The following is a 17,083-nucleotide window of genomic DNA, read 5'->3' as shown; positions in this document are numbered from 1 at the left end:
GCAGCATCCGCTGCGCGGTGCCGCCGGTACCATCGACCGGATCTGTGCACGGCGAAGGGACGAACGGTGAGCGGCCACTCCAAATGGGCGACGACCAAGCACAAGAAGGCCGTCATCGACGCCCGGCGCGGCAAGATGTTCGCCAAGCTGATCAAGAACATCGAGGTGGCCGCCCGCACCGGCGGCGGTGATCCCGACGGGAACCCCACGCTCTACGACGCGATCCAGAAGGCGAAGAAGAGCTCGGTTCCCAACGACAACATCGACCGTGCCGTCAAGCGCGGCTCGGGTGCGGATGCCGGCGGCGCCGAGTACCAGAACATCACCTACGAGGGCTACGGCCCGAACGGTGTCGCGGTGCTCATCGAGTGCCTCACCGACAACCGCAACCGCGCGGCCACCGAGGTGCGCCTCGCGATGACCCGCAACGGCGGCCAGATGGCGGACCCGGGCTCGGTCTCCTACCTGTTCACGCGCAAGGGTGTGGTGATCGTCCCGAAGAACGACCTCGCCGAGGACGACGTGCTGCTCGCCGTGCTCGACGCGGGCGCGGAGGAGGTCAACGACCTCGGCGAGAGCTTCGAGGTGGTCTCCGAGGCCACCGACCTCGTCGCGGTGCGCACCGCCCTGCAGGAGGCCGGGATCGAGTACGACTCGGCCGACCCCACCTTCCTGCCGTCGATGTCGGTCCCGCTCGACGCCGAGGCGGCCAGGAAGGTGTTCCGGCTCATCGAGGCCCTCGAGGACTCCGACGAGGTCCAGAACGTCTACGCGAACTTCGACGTGTCCGACGAAGTGCTAGAGGAAGTCAACGCGTAGCAGCTGACGGGGGCTCGTGGCGGTGCACCCGGACCCGCGCCGGGCGCACCGAGCGGCCGTCGACCTCCAACCCCGGTTCCAGCAGCTCGGCCACCGTGCGGTCGAGGGCCGCGTCGTCGGTGGCCACGACCTCGGCCGCCTCCATCGTCGCCGCGCTGAACGCGTGCGCCGGCCGCGGCGAGACGAGCGTGCCGCCGCGCCCGGTGAGCAGGCGCTCCAGCCCGGCCGCGAGCGCCTCGAACGCCGAGCGTTCCTTGCGGGTGCGCGTGGTCGCCGCGCAGGCGAGCGCGTCGGTGCGCAGGGCGTGCAGCTCCACGAGCAGCGGTACGTCCGGTCCGGCGCGCGTGCCGCCGCCCTCGGCCAGCCGCGCGAGCGCGGCCGACTGGCGGGCGACGATCCGGGACAGGTCGTCGATCTTGTCGACGAGCTCCTGAAGATCCACCACCCGGGTGAACCTATCGCTACTCTGCGGTCGTGGCCGTCCACGGTATCGATCTCGGCACCACGAACTCCGCCATCGCCCACACCGACATCGACGGACGGCCCGAGGTGCTCACGGGTCTCGGCGGCTCGCCCACCACCCCGTCGGTCGTCCTGTTCGCCGGCCCGGAGGAGCACGTCGTGGGGGAGGGGGCGCGCCGGGAGGCCCGGCTCGACCCGGAGCACGTCTGCGCGCTCGTGAAGCGCCGGATGGGCGACGCCGAGTGGCGGTTCGTGGCGCACGGCAAGGCGTGGTCGGCGCCCGCGGTGTCGTCGCTGGTCCTGCGCAGCCTCGTGGCCGACGCCGGCTTCGCCACCGGCGACACCCCCTCGGCCGCCGTGATCACGGTGCCCGCCTACTTCGGCGACGAGGAGCGGCGGGCCACGGTGCTCGCCGGCACCTACGCCGGGCTGGACGTCGTCGACGTGCTGTCCGAGCCGATCGCGGCGGCGCTGGCGTACGGGTTCGGGCGGCTGGACGGCGGCGCCGCGACGGGCGGGTCGCACGAGACGGTGCTGGTGTACGACCTCGGCGGCGGCACCTTCGACGCCACCGTGATCGAGCTGGCGGACCGGCGGCTCTCCGTGCTCGCCGTGGAGGGCGACCACCAGCTCGGCGGCACCGACTGGGACGAGCGGCTCGCGCTGCACCTGTCCCGCCGCTTCTGCGCCGAGAACCCCGACGCCGAGGACCCCCTGGACGACTCCGCCGGCTCACAGGCGCTCGTTCTCGCCGCTGAACGCGCCAAGCACCAGCTCACCGAGGCCGACAGCACCGACGTGGTCGTCGCCCACGACGGAGCCCGGGCCACCGTGCGGCTCACCCGCGCCGACCTGGAGGAGATGACGGCTCCGCTGCTGCGCCGCACGCTCGACCTCACCCGCGCCTGCCTCGCGGAGGCCGACCGGCGTGGCGTCGCCCGCGTCGACCGGGTGCTGCTGGTGGGCGGTTCGTCGCGGATGCCGGCCGTCGCCGCCACCCTGCGCGCCGAGCTGGAGCTCGAGCCACGGCTGCACGACCCCGACCTCGCCGTCGCCCGCGGCGCCGCGCTGTACGGGGAGAAGAAGGAGCTCGAGCGCATGGTGGCCGCCGACCTGCGCACCCGCGGCCGCCTGCGGGACGGCACCCCGCTCGAGGACGCGGCGGCCACCGACCTCGACGACGCCTGCCGCCGGGTCGCCGACGCCTACGGGGTGCCGCTGGCGCAGGTGCGCCGGGCCGTGGAGATCCAGGTCGACACGGTCGTCTCCCGCGGGTTCGGGGTGCTCGCGATCAACGCGATGACCGAGCGGCTGGAGGCCACCTGGCTGGTGCACCGCAACGACCGGTTGCCCATCCGCACCAGCCGTTCCTTCGGCACGATGCGCGCCGACCAGGACATGATCCAGGTCACGGTCGTCGAGCAGCAGGGCCAGGCGGAGTCGTCCCGCCCGGAGGACGCGAAGATCCTCATCGCCGGGGAGATCACCGGCATCCCGCCCGGCTACGACGAGGGCAGCGAGGTGCGGGTCAGCTTCGAGATGGGCTTCGACGGCGTCCTGCAGGTCCACGCCTTCCACGTCGACGCGGGCATCCCGCTGCAGCTCACCGCCACCACCGGGGCCACGCTCTCGCAGGCGGAGGTGGCGCGCGAGCGCGACCAGCTGGGGAAGACCCGACGCCGTGAGTGAGCTGCCCGCGTTCGATCCGAACGACTACCGCAAACGGGTGCTCGCCGCCGTCGAGAAGCGCGGTGGGCCGGACGCGTCGGACTCGTTCGAGCTCTACGACCTGCCCCCGGACGACGACCTGGACGACGCCGCCGTCGCCGAGCGGATCGACGAGGTCTGGGCGGCCTGGCAGCGGCAGCGCGACCACCCGAAGTACCGCGTGCTCGTCGGCCTGCTCGTGCACCAGCACGGGGAACGCAGCGCCGAGCTGCTCGACGCGAGCCGCCGCCGGGTCGCCGCGGCGCGGGTGCGGGCGCAGCGCGAGCGGCGCGACTCGGCGCGCTACGAGCTGCTCGACGCGGCGATCAGACGCCTGGTGCAGCGGCACCGCGGGATCCCCGCCGACAAGGTCGAGGGGCTGTACGAGGTAGGTGCGCTCGCCGGGCTGAGCCGGGCGGAGGTGGGTGTGCGGCTGCGGGCCCACCGGGTGCTGCCGGCCGGCGCGCCCCCTGGGTCGCAGGCGATCGGCCCGGAGCGGCGCCGGCAGGTGCGTGCCCTGCTGGAGGAGTTCGGCCGGCTCACCGGCGACCCCGCGCCGCCCACGTTGCTCGCGCTGCTCGGCCTGGGCGCCGACGCCACCGCGGAGCAGGTGCGCGCGATGGCCGGGGCCTGGCGGGCGCGCGCCCGCGAGCTGCCGCCGGAGCGGCTGCGCGCCGTGGTGGACGAGCTGCTCGTGCACGTCGCCGAGCTGGTCGAGCCCGGGCGCGTGGCCGTCGACGCCTACCTGGAGGCGGTGGCGGCCGACGTCGCCGAGCGCCTGCGCCCGCGGGTGCGCGCCGCGGTCCTCGTCGAGGACCGGCTGGTGGCCGACGACCGCGAACGCCTGGTCGAGGAGGCTCTCGCGCTCGGGCTGGACCGCCGGCGGGCGGAGGCCGTGCTCGCGGCGCTGGCCGAGGAGCTGGGCGCCGCCGTCGACGGGCCCGAACCCGCCCCGCGGCGCCGCGGGTGGGAGGAACCCCTGAAGGCGGCCCGTGCCGCGCTGCGGGCGGGCCGGCCCATCGAGGCGCAGCGGCTGGTGCGGGTGGCCGAGCAGCACGCGGGTGACGACGGCGGCACCCGCGTGCGGGCGGTCGCCGACGAGGTCGCCGCCGTGCTGGCGGACGCCGAGACCCGGTGGCGCGTCGCCGCGGAGGCCTGTGCGGCCCGCCGCTGGAGCGCCGCCGTCGACCAGCTGGAAGGTCTCCGGCGGACCGCGGCCGACGTGCCCGGCCCGCGGGGCGAGGTGGTCGAGGACCTCTTGCGGGAGGCGCGCGCCGCCCTGGAGCGGGTCCCCGTCGCCGCCCCGGCCTGGGTCAGCGCGGCCCGCGACACCCGCGGGGACGTCCTCGTGCTGTGGGCCGCGTCCACCACCCCGGACGTCGTGTACCGGGTGAGCCGCCAGGGCACCGACGGCGGGTGGCAGGTGCTGGGCCGTACCGGCAGCACCTCCCTGGACGACGACGGCGCCCCGGTCGGGGTCGAGGTGCCCGTGTACGCGGTCGTGGCGACGCACGCCGGTCGGGCGTCGGACGAGACGCGCTCCGCCACGGCGTCGCCGTTCCCCTAGCCGCCGAGGACCCCCCAGCCGTGGGGCGGGAGGACCACGCGGGCGGCCACGTCGCCCGCATTGCGCAGCTCCCCGTTCCCCGCGAGCAGCCCGGATGCCCGAGGCGCCGGAAGGTCGGCCGCGTCGTCGTCGAGGTTGAGCGCGAGGAGGAGCCGGTGGTCATCGTCGGTCGACTGCAGCACGGCTCGGCGGTTCTGCAGTTCGACCGCGGTGGTCGTGGCCCGGTGCAGCCACGCGTTCCGGCGTCGCAGCCCGATCAGCTGCTGGTGGAGCCGGTAGGTCGGTCGACCCCACGGGGCGAGGCCGCCCGGGCCGCCGGCCGGGAAGGCGGGGCGGATCGCGTCGTCGCCGCCCTCCCGGTGCTCCTTCAGACCGCGGAACGCCTGCTCGTCCCCGTAGTAGATCGACGGCGTGCCCCCGACGGTGAGCAGGATCGCGAGCGCGTGCGGGAGGTGTCGGTCGTCGGGAAGGGTGGACGCGATGCGGGTGACGTCGTGGTTGCCGACGAAGGTCAGCGGGACGAACGTCGCCAGGAGCTCGTTGTGGCGGCCGAGCGCCCAGGCGAGCTCGTGGAGGTTGCGGTCGGTGAGCGAGCTCCAGATGGCCTTCCACAGCTCGTACTGGGTGACGGCGTCGACACCGCTGCGCTCCACGATCCCGCGGTAGTCCCCGTGGATGACCTCGCCCACGAGGTACGCATCGGGATGCCGGGCGCGCACCCGCGGCAGCACGGCCGCCCAGAAGTCCTCCGGTACGGCGTACGCGGCGTCGAGGCGCCAGCCGTCGGCGCCGGCGTCCAGCCAGAAGCACATGACGTCGGCCACGTGGTCCACGACGGCCGGGTTCGCGTGGTCGAGCGCGACGAGCCCGCCGTGGCCCTCGAACGTGTCGTAGGCGGGCTCGGTGCCCGCCGCGGTGCCGTGCGGCCAGCTCAGCCGGAACCAGCCGGCCTCCGGCGCGGTCGGCCCCTGCTCGAGCACCCGGGAGAACGCCGGGAACGCCCGCCCGACGTGGTTGAAGACCCCGTCGAGCAGCACGCGCAGGCCGCGGGCGTGGGCAGCGGCGAAGAGGCGCGCGAGATCGTCGGCGTCCCCGAGCCGTGGGTCGACGCGGAAGTGGTCCACGGTGTCGTAGCCGTGGGTCTCGGCGGCGAACACCGGGCCGAGCGCGAGCCCGGACGCGCCGAGGTCCACGGCGTAGTCGAGCCACTCGATGATGCGGTCGATCCGGTGGTGGACGGTGCCGTCGGCCGAGCCGATCGTCGGCTCGGCGCCCACGAACCCGAGCGGGAACACCTGCCACCAGATCGCGTGCGAGACCCATTCGCGGCCCATCGTTCCTCCGGTCCGTCGGCCGGCCACTGCCCCGATTGCAGCATGGCCACCTTCATGCAGCCACATCGCGTGAAGGTGGCCATGCTGCAACGAGGGCCCGTGCGTGGCTACAGGTCGAAGTCGGCGGGCGGGATGTCCACGGCGTTGCAGGCCTCGCGGACGGCGCGCTTCTCGTGGTCGTCGAAGGAGCCGTCGGCGCCGCCGATGATGACCCCGACCTGGATCACCGTGCGGGCGGCCTCCGGCTTGGACTTCAGCTTGCCGATCGTCGCGATCGACTCCAGCTTGCCGAACTCGAAATCCTTCTCCAGCTTCGACGCGTAGAACTCGAAGTGCTCCTGCAGTTCCGAGGGCGGGAACGTCGACAGCACGTCGCTGCTGGAGATGAAGCCGATCATCTTGCTGCGCTCGTCGGCGGAGATCGTGCCGTCCGCGGCGGCGATCAGGGCGCACATCGCCATGCTGGCCTTCGCGAAGTCCTTGTTCTGGTACTTCTCGACCTGCACCTTCGTGTCGGCCGTCAGTCCTTGCAGCCGGGACTTGAGCTGGTCCCACAGCGCCATGGGCTCGTTCCTCTCCGTGATGATTCGATCGGTTCACAGCGTGCCAGAAACGGACAAACGGGTCGAAGTCGCCCAGCTGTGCAGCCGGGCGAGGAGCTCGGCGCCTGCCGCGACCCCGGTGGCGGCGGTGACGGCGAGGTGCGGCCGGGTGAAGCCGGTGCGGGCGAGCTCGCCGTGCGCCGGGCGGATCGCGGCGTCGGCGGCGTCGAGCAGGTCGGCGTCGAGCAGGGAGTCACCCGCGGCGAGCAGCGGGCCACCGCAGCGGGCCACCACCTCGGCGGCGGCCCCCGACTTGGTCAGGTCTGCCGGTACGGCGTAGACCTTGCGGCCCTGCAGCGAGACCGTCCAGCCGCGCGGCCCGCACCACTGCGCGAGCTCGTCCACCCAGCCGGTGGGCAGCGCCGCGCGCTCCACCACCGCGTACGCGAAGAGGTCGCTCGCCTCCCGCAACCTCAGCACGAAGGGCCCGCTGCGCGAGCGCAGGTGCGCCTGCACCTCGCGGAGCGGGGCGCACCCCGCGAGCCGGTGGCGCACGGCGGCGTCCCACCCGGGGTCGGGGACCCCGTCGACGAGCAGGTGCCCGCCGTTGCTCGCGACCGCGTACCGGGCGGGCGGGCCGGGCAGGCGTACGCGCGCGAGCTGCGCGGGCGTGCGGGTGGTGGTGGGCACGACCGTGGCCACGTCCTGCAGCGCCCGCAACGTGGTGGCCGCGGCCTCCGTGAGGAAGGACCGGGGCACCCCCTGGTGCACCTCGACGCACAGCAGCCGCGGCGCGTCGTGGTCGGGCACCCGCAGGTCGAGCGCCGCGGCGGAGTAGATCGTGGTGCGGTCCAGGTCGAGGCAGACGACGGTCATGAGCGGACCGCCACGATCCCCACGCAGCTGTACGGCAGGTCGGTCACCTCATCGACCGGGACGCCCAGGCGCCCCGCGAGCAGCCGGATGTGCGCCAGGTCGGCGGCGGGCGCGCCCGCGCTCACCAGCACCCGCCACGGCACCCGGCGCAGCAGCACCCGGGTGGTCTCGCCGACCCCGGGCTTCACCAGGTTGGCGTCGCCGACGCCGTACTCGCGGACGATCCGGTCGACCGCGGCCCACCCGGCGAAGTCGGCGACCCGGTCGGTCGGTGGAGCGGCGGCGGTGACACCGCCGAACTCGGCGGTGACGGCGTCGAGGAAGTCGGCGGAGACGTCGGCCGGGGCGAGCCCGGCGTAGAACTTGGCCCCGTGGTACCGGTCCGGCCCCAGCAGGCGGGGGTTCAGGACCGTGCGCGACACCAGCCCGGACACCGTGGAGTTGAGGCAGGCCGAAGCGATCAGCCAGTCCTCGCGGGTGCCGAACGTGGTGGCGCAGCGGCCCGGGTCGGCGAGCACGGCGAGGCCGGGGTCGAACCGCACCCCGGTGTCGCGTTCGTGCTCCGCGAGGGTCGTGGCGAGCTCGCGGGAGATCGCGCCCTTGCCGGTCCACCCGTCGACGAACACGACCCCGGCCGGGTCGTGGTGCGCCGCGAGGTGGCGCAGCGCGAGCCGGTCGATGCCGCGGCCGCGCACGATCGACACGGCGTAGTGCGGCAGGTCGAGCCCGTGGGCGTGGGCGGCCCAGCGGCGCAGGAGCACGCCGACCGGGGTGCCCGCCCGGGCGAGCGAGACCAGCACGACGTCCCGCGCGCGCTCGGCCAGCACCTGCTCGGCGACCGCGGCGACGGCCCGGGCGATCCGGGTTGCGCCCGCGGCGAGCGCCGAGCGGTAGAGCCGCAGGTACTCCGCGTCCGGCTGGTACTCGTGGGGCAGCGACTCGGCGTAGTGCGCCCCGCCGGCCTGGACGGCCTCCTCGCGTTCCTCGGTGGGCGCCTCCAGTGCGAGGTGGGAGATGTCGGTGAGCAGCCATGCGACGTCGTCGGGTGCGTAGCTGCCGAAGGCGGGCCCGCACAACGGGTCGGGCGTGTTCAGGGCGTCACCACCAGGGTCGTGCGGCGGGTGTACGGGGCGAGCGCCGGCAGCAGGCCGGCGTGCAGCACGGACGAGTCGGCCGGGGGGTCGACGACCACGAGGACGTGGTCCCAGCCGGCGGCGCCGACGTTGTAGGCGAACCGCGGGCCCGGCCCGTCCGCGGGATCGTCGTGGGCGGGGAAGGTGATGCCGCTGGTGAGGGCGTAGCCGGGCTCGTCGACGACGACGGCGGGGGACCGGGTGGTGGTGGAGAACGCGACGTCGTGCCCGGTGTCGGACAGGGTCTGGGCGAGCCGCAGCGGGAGCTGCATCAGCTCCTCGGTGCCCAGCACGAGGGTCCGCTCCCCGAGGCGCAGCCCGGCCTCCCGCGCGAGCCCCGCGGCGAGACCGGGCAGCGCGGCGGCCAGCACGCGGTGCTCCGTCGTGCCGAACCCGTGCCGCGCCCCGGCGGGCAGCCCGGCCGGCCACCCGAGCGCCCGCAGCTCCACCCGACCCGTGAGTGGAAACGAGTGCTCCGGCACCTGTGTCCACTCACGACCGCGGACGTCGAGCTCCGTGCGGAGCGCGGCCGCCCGCTCGGTGACGTCCGGCGGGAGCTCGACCTCCCCGCGCGCGAGCGCCACCACGTCCAGGCGCGCCCCGAGTGCCGCGACCCCGGCGGCGAGCTCCCCTCCCGGCGACCGCACGTCGACGAGCGCCGCGACGACGTAGCGTTCCCGCGGCGCGGCCCGGTGCAGCGCGGTGATCGTGTTGAGGGCGGTGCGCCCGGTGGAGAGCTCGTCGTCGACGAGCACGAGCGCCCGCCCGCCGCGGAGGAGCCGCGGGCCGGCAGGCAGCAGTAGGTGGTCGGTGGCGTGCGAGTGCTCCTCGGAGAAGCTGCCGGCCGTGCCGAAGCCGGGCACCGGCCGCCGGGTGGAGTGCAGCACGTCGGCGCCGCCCAGCCCCTCGGCGACGCAGTGGCCCAGCGCCGTGGCGGTCTCGGCGAACCCGAGCACGAGGGCGTCGGGCGGCTCCCCGATCGCGGCCCGCGCCGCGATGTGGAGGGCGCCGGCGGCGGTGCGGTCCCCGCCCACCGCCGCGTGCAGCAGCGGCACCGGCAGCGCCCGTGCCGGGCGGTCGGCGAGCGCGTCGGCGACGAGCCCGCCGAGCAGCAACCCGGCCGAGCGGACGAGCCGCGGGTCGGTGGGCACGTGCTTGCCGAGCACCCGCGAGACGAGCAGCTGGGCGCGGCGCGGGTTGCGCCGCAGCGCGAGCCCGAGCAGCACCCGGGGGTCGGCCCCGGTTCCGGACGGGCGCAGGCGAACCCCGAGCCGGTCGATGACTCGTGACGCGACGCCCGTCATCGCGGCAGGCTCGCGGCCAGCAGGTCGACGAACGACACCCCGTCGGCCGCCACCCCGAACACCCGGGCCCGCAGCATCGTGTCCCGCGCCCACGCGGTGTGCGGCCGCACCTCGTTCATCTTGTTGCGGCGCACCGACGCCAGTACGCCCCCGGCCCGCCGCGCGCCGAGGACGTCCGCGGCGTCGCGGTGCTCCTCGTGGGAGACGACCGACAGCGCGTTGACGACGGCCACGTGGCTCGGGTGGATCGCGGTCTTGCCCCTGAGGCCGTTGGCGCGGTCGAGGGTGACCTCGCGGATCAGCCCGTCGATCGCCCGGGAGACGAGGTGGCCGCGCAGCTCCGGTTCGTCGTGCTCGACGAACGGCGACTGCCGCAGCTGCGGTTTGAAGATGCGTTCCGGGCCGCCTCCCGGATACCCGAAGTACTCCCAGACCGGGCCGGTGACCGTGAAGCCGCTGCCGTCGGCCCGGCCGAGCACGTTGACGACGTCGGCGATGAGGTCGCTGACCACCTTGACGTCGTAGATGGACAGGTCCGGCGTGCGGCGCAGCCCGTAGAGGGCGCACAGGTCGGTGGCACCGAGGCGGATGGCGAGGATGCGGTGCCGCTCGCGGTGCAGCAGCTGGCGCAGCCGCGTGAGCTCCTCGACGCGGGTCTCGGCGTACAGCACGGCGCCGGACTCGATCACCGGCATGACGCGCAGGACCGGTCCCGGCCCTCTCGACGCATCGGCCTCGTCGACCGCGCGCAGGTAGGCGGCGCCGAGCGTCGCGGTGAACTTGGGCAGCACGAACCCGTCGAGCACGGCCGCCGCCCGCCCGAGCCGCGAGACCAGCCGCGGGATCTGGCCCGGCTCCCGGACCCGGACGAACAGCAGCGGCAGCTCGGTGCGGACCTGCTCGTGCAGTTCGGCGAACGCCGCCACGAGGTTGGCCTCGGCGTCGGCGAGCTCCTCGTCGGCGATCGCGTCCTCCAGGCAGACGACGACCGAGGTGACCCCGGCCGCCGCCCGCTTGGTGACGTCGGCGGCGAGCGCGGGACGGCTCGCCGGCATGTACAACGTGGCGCCGAGGGCCACCGAGAGCAGCTCGCCACCGCTGTCGCGGCCGAACGGCTCCGGTGGCGCCTCGAACAGCGCGCCGGTGTCGGACGCGCTCAGGTACCCGAAGTGCCGCACGCGGTGGAGCCTCCCTCGACGACGCCACCCGGGTGGCACGACCTGAACCGGTGGAGAGGGCGTCACTTGCGCCCGCGCGCCCACTCCATTCCCCAGCCGTACGCCGCGTCGATGTCGGCCTGGCCGCCCCGGACGTAGCGCACCTCCCGGCGCACCACGAGGTCGCCACCCTTGTTCTCCAGCAACGCGATGACGCACGTCGGCGAGCTGGGGTCGGGCTCGTCGAGCCGCACCTCGACCTCGGGCCCGCTGGCCGGGTGGAGGGTGACCACCCCGTCCGCGCTGGCCCAGTTCGGCACCCCCTCGTAGATGAAGGTGAAGACGAGGATGCGGCGGATCTCGGCGACCCGGGACAGGTCGATGAACATGTTCTCGCCGCCCGCGGCCGAGCCGGACCGGTCGTCGCCGTCGAGCCGGATGATCGGCGCGCCCTGGTAGGGCGCCTGGAACGCGTTGCCGAGTGCCTGCACCACGCCCTTGCTGCCGTCGGAGAACTCCCACAGGCAGCCGAGGTCGAGGTCGACCGCGCCGCCGCCACCGCCACCGCGGAGCTTGGCGAACAGGCCGCGGCCCTGCTGCTCGCCCGCGCTCCACCGGAGGTTGACCCGCAGCTGCCCGCCGGTCGCCCCCCGCTTGGTGAGCGAGATGCTCGGTGCGGACTTGGTGAGCGTGATCTTGGACGGGGAGGCCCCGCCCGTGTCGGCCCCGGCGGCCGAAGGCCGTTTGTTGTAGTCGATCGCCACGGCGGGCGGTCAGAGGTTGACGCCGTAGTCGCGGGCGATGCCCGCGAGCCCGGACGCGTAGCCCTGGCCGACCGCGCGGAACTTCCAGTCGGCGCCGTTGCGGTAGACCTCGCCGAACACCATCGCGGTCTCCGTGGAGGCGTCCTCGGAGAGGTCGTAGCGGGCGAGCTCCTTGGAGTCGGCGGCGTTGACGACGCGGATGAAGGCGTTGCGGACCTGGCCGAAGCTCTGCCCGCGCTCGTCGCCCTGGTAGATGCTGACCATAAAGACGATCTTGTCGGCGCCGGCGGGGAGGCCGGCCAGGTTGATCTTGACCTGCTCGTCGTCGCCCTCACCCTCGCCGGTGAGGTTGTCGCCGGAGTGCTCGACGGTGCCGTCGGGGCTCACGAGGTTGTTGAAGAAGATGAAGTGCTTGTCGGACACGACCTTCCCGGCGGTGTCGGCGACGATCGCGGACGCGTCCAGGTCGAACTCCGCGCCGGTGGTGGTGCGGGTGTCCCATCCGAGGCCGACGACCACGTTCGTGAGGCCCGGGGCCTCCTTGCTGAGGCTGACGTTCCCACCCTTGGTGAGGCTGACGCTCACGTACTGCTCCGCATCTGTCACGGGGGGTTCGAACCCCCCTGGTTCCGAGCTGGGCGCGGCGAGCATAACGGGATGAACCGGACTCATCGCCATGTATGCCACATCGGTAACGGAGCACCCATCTCTCCGGTTCCCGCGCTGCGCTCCCGCCCCGCGCGAAGGTCCATTAGGCTGCGTGCGCTCGAGGATGCGGGGGGTGGCGTGATCGGCAAGGTGGGGCGGGTGACCGGCCGGGTGGGTCCGGGGCTCGTCGGCGAGATCATGGTGTCGGTGCGGGGCGGGTCGGAGGCGTTCTACGCCCATCCGCAGCGGCCGGACGAGGTGATCGAGCCGGGCACCCAGGTGCTGATCGTCGACTTCCAGGCCCCCCGCACGGCGTACGTGGAACGCTTCAGCTCGAGCTGATCCGCATCTCCGGGGGGACGTCGTGGAACTGCTCATCACCGTCGGCGCGGTCGTCGTCGGCATCATCGTGCTGGCCCTCGTGCTCAAGGGGCTCTGGCGCGTGGCGGAGCCGAACGAGGCACTGATCATCTCCGGATTCCGGGCGCGCAGCAGCCCCGGCGACTCGGCAGACAGCCTCGGATTCAAGATCGTGACCGGCAAGGGGACGATGGTCCTGCCGGGTTTCCAGGCGGCCCGGCGGCTCTCCCTCGACACCCGCGGCACGAGCCTGCAGGTCTCCTGCGTGACCAAGCAGGGCATCCCGGTCGCCGTCCGCGGCGTGGTGATCTACAAGGTCGGTGACGACTTCGTGTCGATCGCCAACGCCGCGCGCCGCTTCCTCGACCAGCAGAACACGATGAACGACACGATCCACGAGCTGTTCGCGGGCCACCTGCGCTCGATCTGCGGCGGGCTCACGATCGAGGACATGATCCACAACCGGGAGGCGCTCACCGGGGAGGTGCGGCGCAGCTCGGCCGACGAGATGAGCAAGCTCGGCCTCGTCATCGACTCCCTGCAGATCCAGGAGATCGACGACGCGTCCGGCTACATCGTCAACCTCGGCAAGCCGCACGCCGCGGCGATCGCCGCCTCGGCCCGCATCGCGGAGGCCCAGCGCGACCAGGAGGCCACCGAGGCCGAGCAGGTCGCCGAGGCGAAGAAGGCCGCCGCGATCCGCGACAGCCGGATCCAGCAAGCCGGCTACCAGGCCGAGATCGACGAGGCGTCGGCGAAGGCCACCCAGGCCGGCCCGCTGTCACAGGCCACCGCCCGCCAGGAGGTCGTGGTCCAGGAGACGCGCGCCGCCCAGTTGGAGGCCGACCTCGCCGAGCAGCGGCTGCAGTCGCAGGTGCGCAAGCCCGCCGACGCGAAGGCGTACGAGACCCGCACGCTCGCCGACGCCGAGCGCGACGCCCAGATCGCGCGGGCCCAGGCGCAGGCCCGGGAGACCGAGCTGTCCGCGGGCGCCGACGCCACCCGCGTGAAGACGACGGCGCAGGCCGAGGCCGAGGCCACCAAGGCGCGCGGCGAGGCCGCGGCCACCGCCACCCGGCTCACCGGTGAGGCCGACGGCGACGCCGCAAGGGCCCGGGGTCTCGCGGAGGCCGACGCGGCCAAGGCACGCGGCCTCGCCGAGGCCCAGGCCATCAAGGCCCGCGCCGACGCGCTCGCGCAGAACCAGGAGGCGGTCATCGCCCAGCAGCTCGCCGAGAACTGGCCGGAGATCGTCCGCGCCGGGGCCGGCGCGCTGGGCAGCGTCGACCACATGGTGGTGCTCAACGGCGCCGACGGGATGGCGGACATGCTCACCAAGGCCCTGGCCATGGGCGGCACCGGGCTGGGCCTGGCCCGCCAGCTGCTCGCGTCGATGGGGGAGAAGCCGGAGGCGCCCTCGGAGAACGGCGCCGTTCCGTCGCCGACCCCGCGCCCGGTCGACTAGTGGCGGGGACCGCTAGTAGGCCGACCGGTGTGACAGGCGCGGTCACACTGTCGGGGACCGGTCCTACACTCGCGTCCCGTGAGCACCGCCACCACCTCCTCCAGCAAGCCCGGCGCCGCGCAGGACGCGCCGCCGTCCACGGGGCGGCGGTTGCTGCTGCTCGACGGCCACTCGTTGGCCTACCGCGCGTTCTTCGCGCTGCCCGCCGAGAACTTCCGCACGGGCACCGGGCAGACCACCAACGCGGTCTACGGCTTCACCTCGATGCTGATCAACCTGCTGCGCGACGAGCAGCCCACCCACCTCGCGGTGTGCTTCGACGTCTCGCGGGTCACGTTCCGCAACGAGCGTTACGCGGAGTACAAGGCCAACCGCACCACGACTCCCGATGACTTCCGGGGCCAGGTCGACCTCATCAAGGAGGTCCTGCGCGCGCTCAACATCCCCGAGTTCGGGGTCGAGGGCTACGAGGCCGACGACCTGATCGCCACCCTGGCCACCCAGGCCGAGGCCGACGGCTTCCAGGTGTTCATCACCAGCGGCGACCGCGACGCGTTCCAGCTGGTCAGCGACAACGTGATGGTGCTCTACCCGAAGCGCGGCGTCTCCGAGCTCTCCCGGGTCGACCCGGGAGAGGTGATGAACCGCTACGGCCTCACCCCGACGCAGTACCCCGACTTCGCCGCGCTGCGCGGCGACCCCAGCGACAACCTGCCGAACATCCCCGGCGTGGGGGAGAAGACGGCGGCCAAGTGGGTGCGCGAGTTCGGCTCGCTCGCCGAGCTCACCGACCGCGTCGACGAGGTCAAGGGCAAGGCGGGTGACGCGCTGCGCGCCCACCTGGCGGGCGTGCTGCTCAACCGCCAGCTCACCGAGCTCGTCCGGGACGTTCCGCTCGACGCGGTCCCGGCCGACCTCGTCGTGCGGCCATGGGACCGCGACGCCGTGCACCGGCTGTTCGACGAGCTGGAGTTCCGGGTGCTGCGCGAGCGGCTGTTCGCCACGCTGCAGAGCGCCGAGCCGGAGGCCGAGGGCGGCATCGAGGTGCAGGGCGGCGCGATCGAGCCGGGTGGCGTGCGGGCCTGGCTCGACGAGCACGCCCGCGACGGCCGGCGCGTCGGGCTGGCCTTCGCCGGCGTCCACGGCGGTGTCACCACCGCCGACCTGGCCGGCATCGGCCTCGCTGTCGGCGAGCCCACCGTCGAGGCCCGCGCGGAAGGCGCCGAGGCGGGCGTGCCGCAGGCCGGCTTCCTGGACGTCACGCGGCTCGTCCCCGACGACGAGGCCGCGCTGGGCGAGTGGCTCGCCGACCCGGCTGTGCCGAAGGCCGCCCACGACGCCAAGGCCGCCATGCACGCGCTGCGCGGGCGCGGGTGGGCGCTCGCCGGGCTCGAGAGCGACACCGCGCTCGCGGCCTACCTCGCCCGGCCGGGGCAGCGCAGCTTCGACCTCGCCGACCTCGCCCTGCGCTACCTGCGGCGCGAGCTGCGCTCCGACGGCGAGGCGGAGTCGGGGCAGCTGTCCCTGCTCGGTGGCGAGGAGGAGGCCGACGCGCAGCGGGCGCACGCCCAGATGGTGGCCGCGTCCGCGGTGGCGGAGCTGGCCGACGCGCTCGACGCCGAGCTCGCCGAGCGCGGCGGCACCGAGCTCCTCGCCGAGCTGGAGCTGCCCCTCGAGTACGTGCTGGCCGACCTGGAGACCGCCGGCATCGCCGTCGACGGCGATGCCCTCTCCGCGCTGGAGGCGGAGTTCGGCGGGCAGGTCCGCCAAGCCGCCCAGGACGCCTACTCGGTGATCGGCAAGGAGATCAACCTCGGGTCGCCCAAGCAGCTACAGGTCGTGCTGTTCGACGAGCTGGGCATGCCGAAGACCAAGCGCACCAAGACCGGCTACACCACCGACGCCGACGCCCTGCAGACGCTGTTCGAGCAGACCGGCCACGAGTTCCTGTCCCACCTGCTCCTGCACCGCGACGCCACCCGGCTCAAGGTCACCGTCGAGGGCCTGCTCAAGTCGGTCGCCGACGACGGGCGCATCCACACCACCTACAGCCAGACCATCGCCGCCACCGGCCGGCTCTCGTCCACCGAGCCCAACCTGCAGAACGTCCCGATCCGCACGGCCGCCGGTCGCCGGATCCGCGAGACGTTCGTCGTCGGGCCGGAGCACGCGGAGCTGATGACCGCCGACTACAGCCAGATCGAGATGCGGATCATGGCGCACCTGTCGGAGGACAGCGCGCTCATCGAGGCGTTCCGGTCCAGCCACGACTTCCACGCCGACACCGCGGCGCGCGTCTTCGCCTGCGAACCCACCGACGTGTCGATCGAGCAGCGCGCCAAGATCAAGGCGATGAACTACGGGCTGGCCTACGGCCTGTCGGCGTTCGGTCTCTCCGGCCAGCTGCGGATCTCCACCGAGGAGGCCCGCGGCCTGATGGACGACTACTTCGAGGTGTTCGGCGGGGTGCGCGGCTACCTGCGCAGCATCGTCGACGTCGCCCGCAAGGAGGGCTACACGGCCACGATCATGGGCCGCCGCCGCTACCTGCCCGACCTCACCAGCGACAACCGCCAGCGCCGCGAGATGGCCGAGCGGATGGCCCTCAACGCCCCCATCCAGGGCAGCGCCGCCGACATCATCAAGGTCGCCATGCTCGGCGTCCACCGCGCCCTCGCCGCCGAGGGCCTGCGCAGCCGAATGCTCCTGCAGGTGCACGACGAGCTCGTGCTCGAGGTCGCCGAGGGCGAGCGCGAGCACGTCGAGGAGCTCGTCCGGCGCGAGATGGGGGTGGCGGCGAAGCTGTCGGTGCCGCTGGAGGTGTCGGTCGGCTACGGGCGCACCTGGGACGACGCGGCCCACTGATCGATCACGCCGGCGAGGCGGCATGATCGTGCGTTCGGTGCGTGAGCGGCCGGATGTGGCCGGGCGTGCACCGGGCGGGT

The 17,083-nt window shown here is 73.8% G+C and carries 15 protein-coding genes; 6 read left to right on the top strand and 9 right to left on the bottom strand.

The annotated features are described in order from the left end of the window. Positions 1-66: 66 nt before the first annotated feature. Complete coding sequence (locus tag ACU436_RS00880) at positions 67-819, top strand: YebC/PmpR family DNA-binding transcriptional regulator (protein WP_459020675.1); 753 nt, start codon at positions 67-69, stop codon at positions 817-819. Here ACU436_RS00880 and ACU436_RS00875 read toward each other — a convergent pair. After that, complete coding sequence (locus tag ACU436_RS00875) at positions 809-1,264, bottom strand: hypothetical protein (RefSeq protein ID WP_459020674.1); 456 nt, start codon at positions 1,262-1,264, stop codon at positions 809-811. The two genes, ACU436_RS00880 and ACU436_RS00875, sit on opposite strands and share 11 nt — an antisense overlap. Before the next feature lie 29 nt (positions 1,265-1,293). Here ACU436_RS00875 and ACU436_RS00870 point away from each other — a divergent pair, with 29 nt between their 5' ends. Further along, positions 1,294-2,970, top strand: a complete 1,677-nt coding sequence (locus tag ACU436_RS00870) for an Hsp70 family protein (protein WP_459020673.1) — start codon at positions 1,294-1,296, stop codon at positions 2,968-2,970. Continuing rightward, on the top strand, positions 2,963-4,555 hold the full coding sequence (locus tag ACU436_RS00865; protein ID WP_459020672.1) for a hypothetical protein: 1,593 nt from the start codon (positions 2,963-2,965) through the stop codon (positions 4,553-4,555). The genes ACU436_RS00870 and ACU436_RS00865 overlap by 8 nt, the downstream gene beginning before the upstream one ends. Here ACU436_RS00865 and ACU436_RS00860 read toward each other — a convergent pair. The 8 genes from ACU436_RS00860 to ACU436_RS00825 all read right to left on the bottom strand — a co-directional run bounded on the left by ACU436_RS00860 (position 4,552) and on the right by ACU436_RS00825 (position 12,250). Then, on the bottom strand, positions 4,552-5,889 hold the full coding sequence (locus tag ACU436_RS00860; RefSeq protein WP_459020671.1) for an alpha-amylase family protein: 1,338 nt from the start codon (positions 5,887-5,889) through the stop codon (positions 4,552-4,554). The genes ACU436_RS00865 and ACU436_RS00860 overlap by 4 nt on opposite strands. Before the next feature lie 107 nt (positions 5,890-5,996). Then, the gene (locus ACU436_RS00855; protein WP_459020670.1) at positions 5,997-6,452 is read right to left on the bottom strand and encodes a tellurite resistance TerB family protein; all 456 of its coding nucleotides are present in this window, start codon (positions 6,450-6,452) and stop codon (positions 5,997-5,999) included. Positions 6,453-6,485: 33 nt separating this feature from the next. Then, entirely contained in the window at positions 6,486-7,307 is an 822-nt protein-coding gene (locus ACU436_RS00850; protein ID WP_459020669.1) for an HAD family hydrolase, read from the bottom strand. Further along, positions 7,304-8,383: a cysteine protease StiP family protein gene (locus ACU436_RS00845; protein WP_459020668.1), complete on the bottom strand. Its 1,080-nt coding sequence runs from the start codon at positions 8,381-8,383 to the stop codon at positions 7,304-7,306. Before ACU436_RS00845 ends, ACU436_RS00850 begins: the two co-directional genes overlap by 4 nt. A gap of 14 nt (positions 8,384-8,397) precedes the next feature. Then, on the bottom strand, positions 8,398-9,744 hold the full coding sequence (locus ACU436_RS00840; protein ID WP_459020667.1) for a phosphoribosyltransferase family protein: 1,347 nt from the start codon (positions 9,742-9,744) through the stop codon (positions 8,398-8,400). Next, on the bottom strand, positions 9,741-10,922 hold the full coding sequence (locus ACU436_RS00835) for an HpcH/HpaI aldolase/citrate lyase family protein (RefSeq protein ID WP_459020666.1): 1,182 nt from the start codon (positions 10,920-10,922) through the stop codon (positions 9,741-9,743). Before ACU436_RS00835 ends, ACU436_RS00840 begins: the two co-directional genes overlap by 4 nt. Before the next feature lie 62 nt (positions 10,923-10,984). Further along, positions 10,985-11,665, bottom strand: a complete 681-nt coding sequence (locus tag ACU436_RS00830; RefSeq protein ID WP_459020665.1) for a TerD family protein — start codon at positions 11,663-11,665, stop codon at positions 10,985-10,987. Positions 11,666-11,674: 9 nt separating this feature from the next. Then, complete coding sequence (locus ACU436_RS00825; RefSeq protein ID WP_459020664.1) at positions 11,675-12,250, bottom strand: TerD family protein; 576 nt, start codon at positions 12,248-12,250, stop codon at positions 11,675-11,677. Between the two features lie 222 nt (positions 12,251-12,472). Here ACU436_RS00825 and ACU436_RS00820 point away from each other — a divergent pair, with 222 nt between their 5' ends. The 3 genes from ACU436_RS00820 (at position 12,473) to polA (ending at position 17,003) form a co-directional block, all read left to right on the top strand. Further along, a complete protein-coding gene (locus tag ACU436_RS00820) occupies positions 12,473-12,655 on the top strand; it encodes a hypothetical protein (protein ID WP_459020663.1) in 183 nt (60 codons plus the stop codon). A 22-nt stretch (positions 12,656-12,677) separates the two neighbouring features. Further along, entirely contained in the window at positions 12,678-14,138 is a 1,461-nt protein-coding gene (locus ACU436_RS00815; RefSeq protein WP_459020662.1) for a flotillin family protein, read from the top strand. Positions 14,139-14,216: 78 nt separating this feature from the next. Continuing rightward, positions 14,217-17,003, top strand: a complete 2,787-nt coding sequence (polA, locus tag ACU436_RS00810; protein ID WP_459020661.1) for a DNA polymerase I — start codon at positions 14,217-14,219, stop codon at positions 17,001-17,003. The last annotated feature ends 80 nt before the right edge of the window (positions 17,004-17,083 follow it).

The sequence above is a fragment of the Pseudonocardia wallangbongensis genome, from assembly GCF_054486945.1.
This window is presented reverse-complemented; position numbering and strand designations above follow the sequence as displayed.

Coding starts and splice junctions, on each gene's coding strand:
- ACU436_RS00840 (WP_459020667.1), bottom strand. CDS start 9,744: ATGACGGGCGTCGCGTCACGAGTCATCGACCGGCTCGGGGTTCGCCTG.
- ACU436_RS00855 (WP_459020670.1), bottom strand. CDS start 6,452: ATGGCGCTGTGGGACCAGCTCAAGTCCCGGCTGCAAGGACTGACGGCC.
- ACU436_RS00860 (WP_459020671.1), bottom strand. CDS start 5,889: ATGGGCCGCGAATGGGTCTCGCACGCGATCTGGTGGCAGGTGTTCCCG.
- ACU436_RS00850 (WP_459020669.1), bottom strand. CDS start 7,307: ATGACCGTCGTCTGCCTCGACCTGGACCGCACCACGATCTACTCCGCC.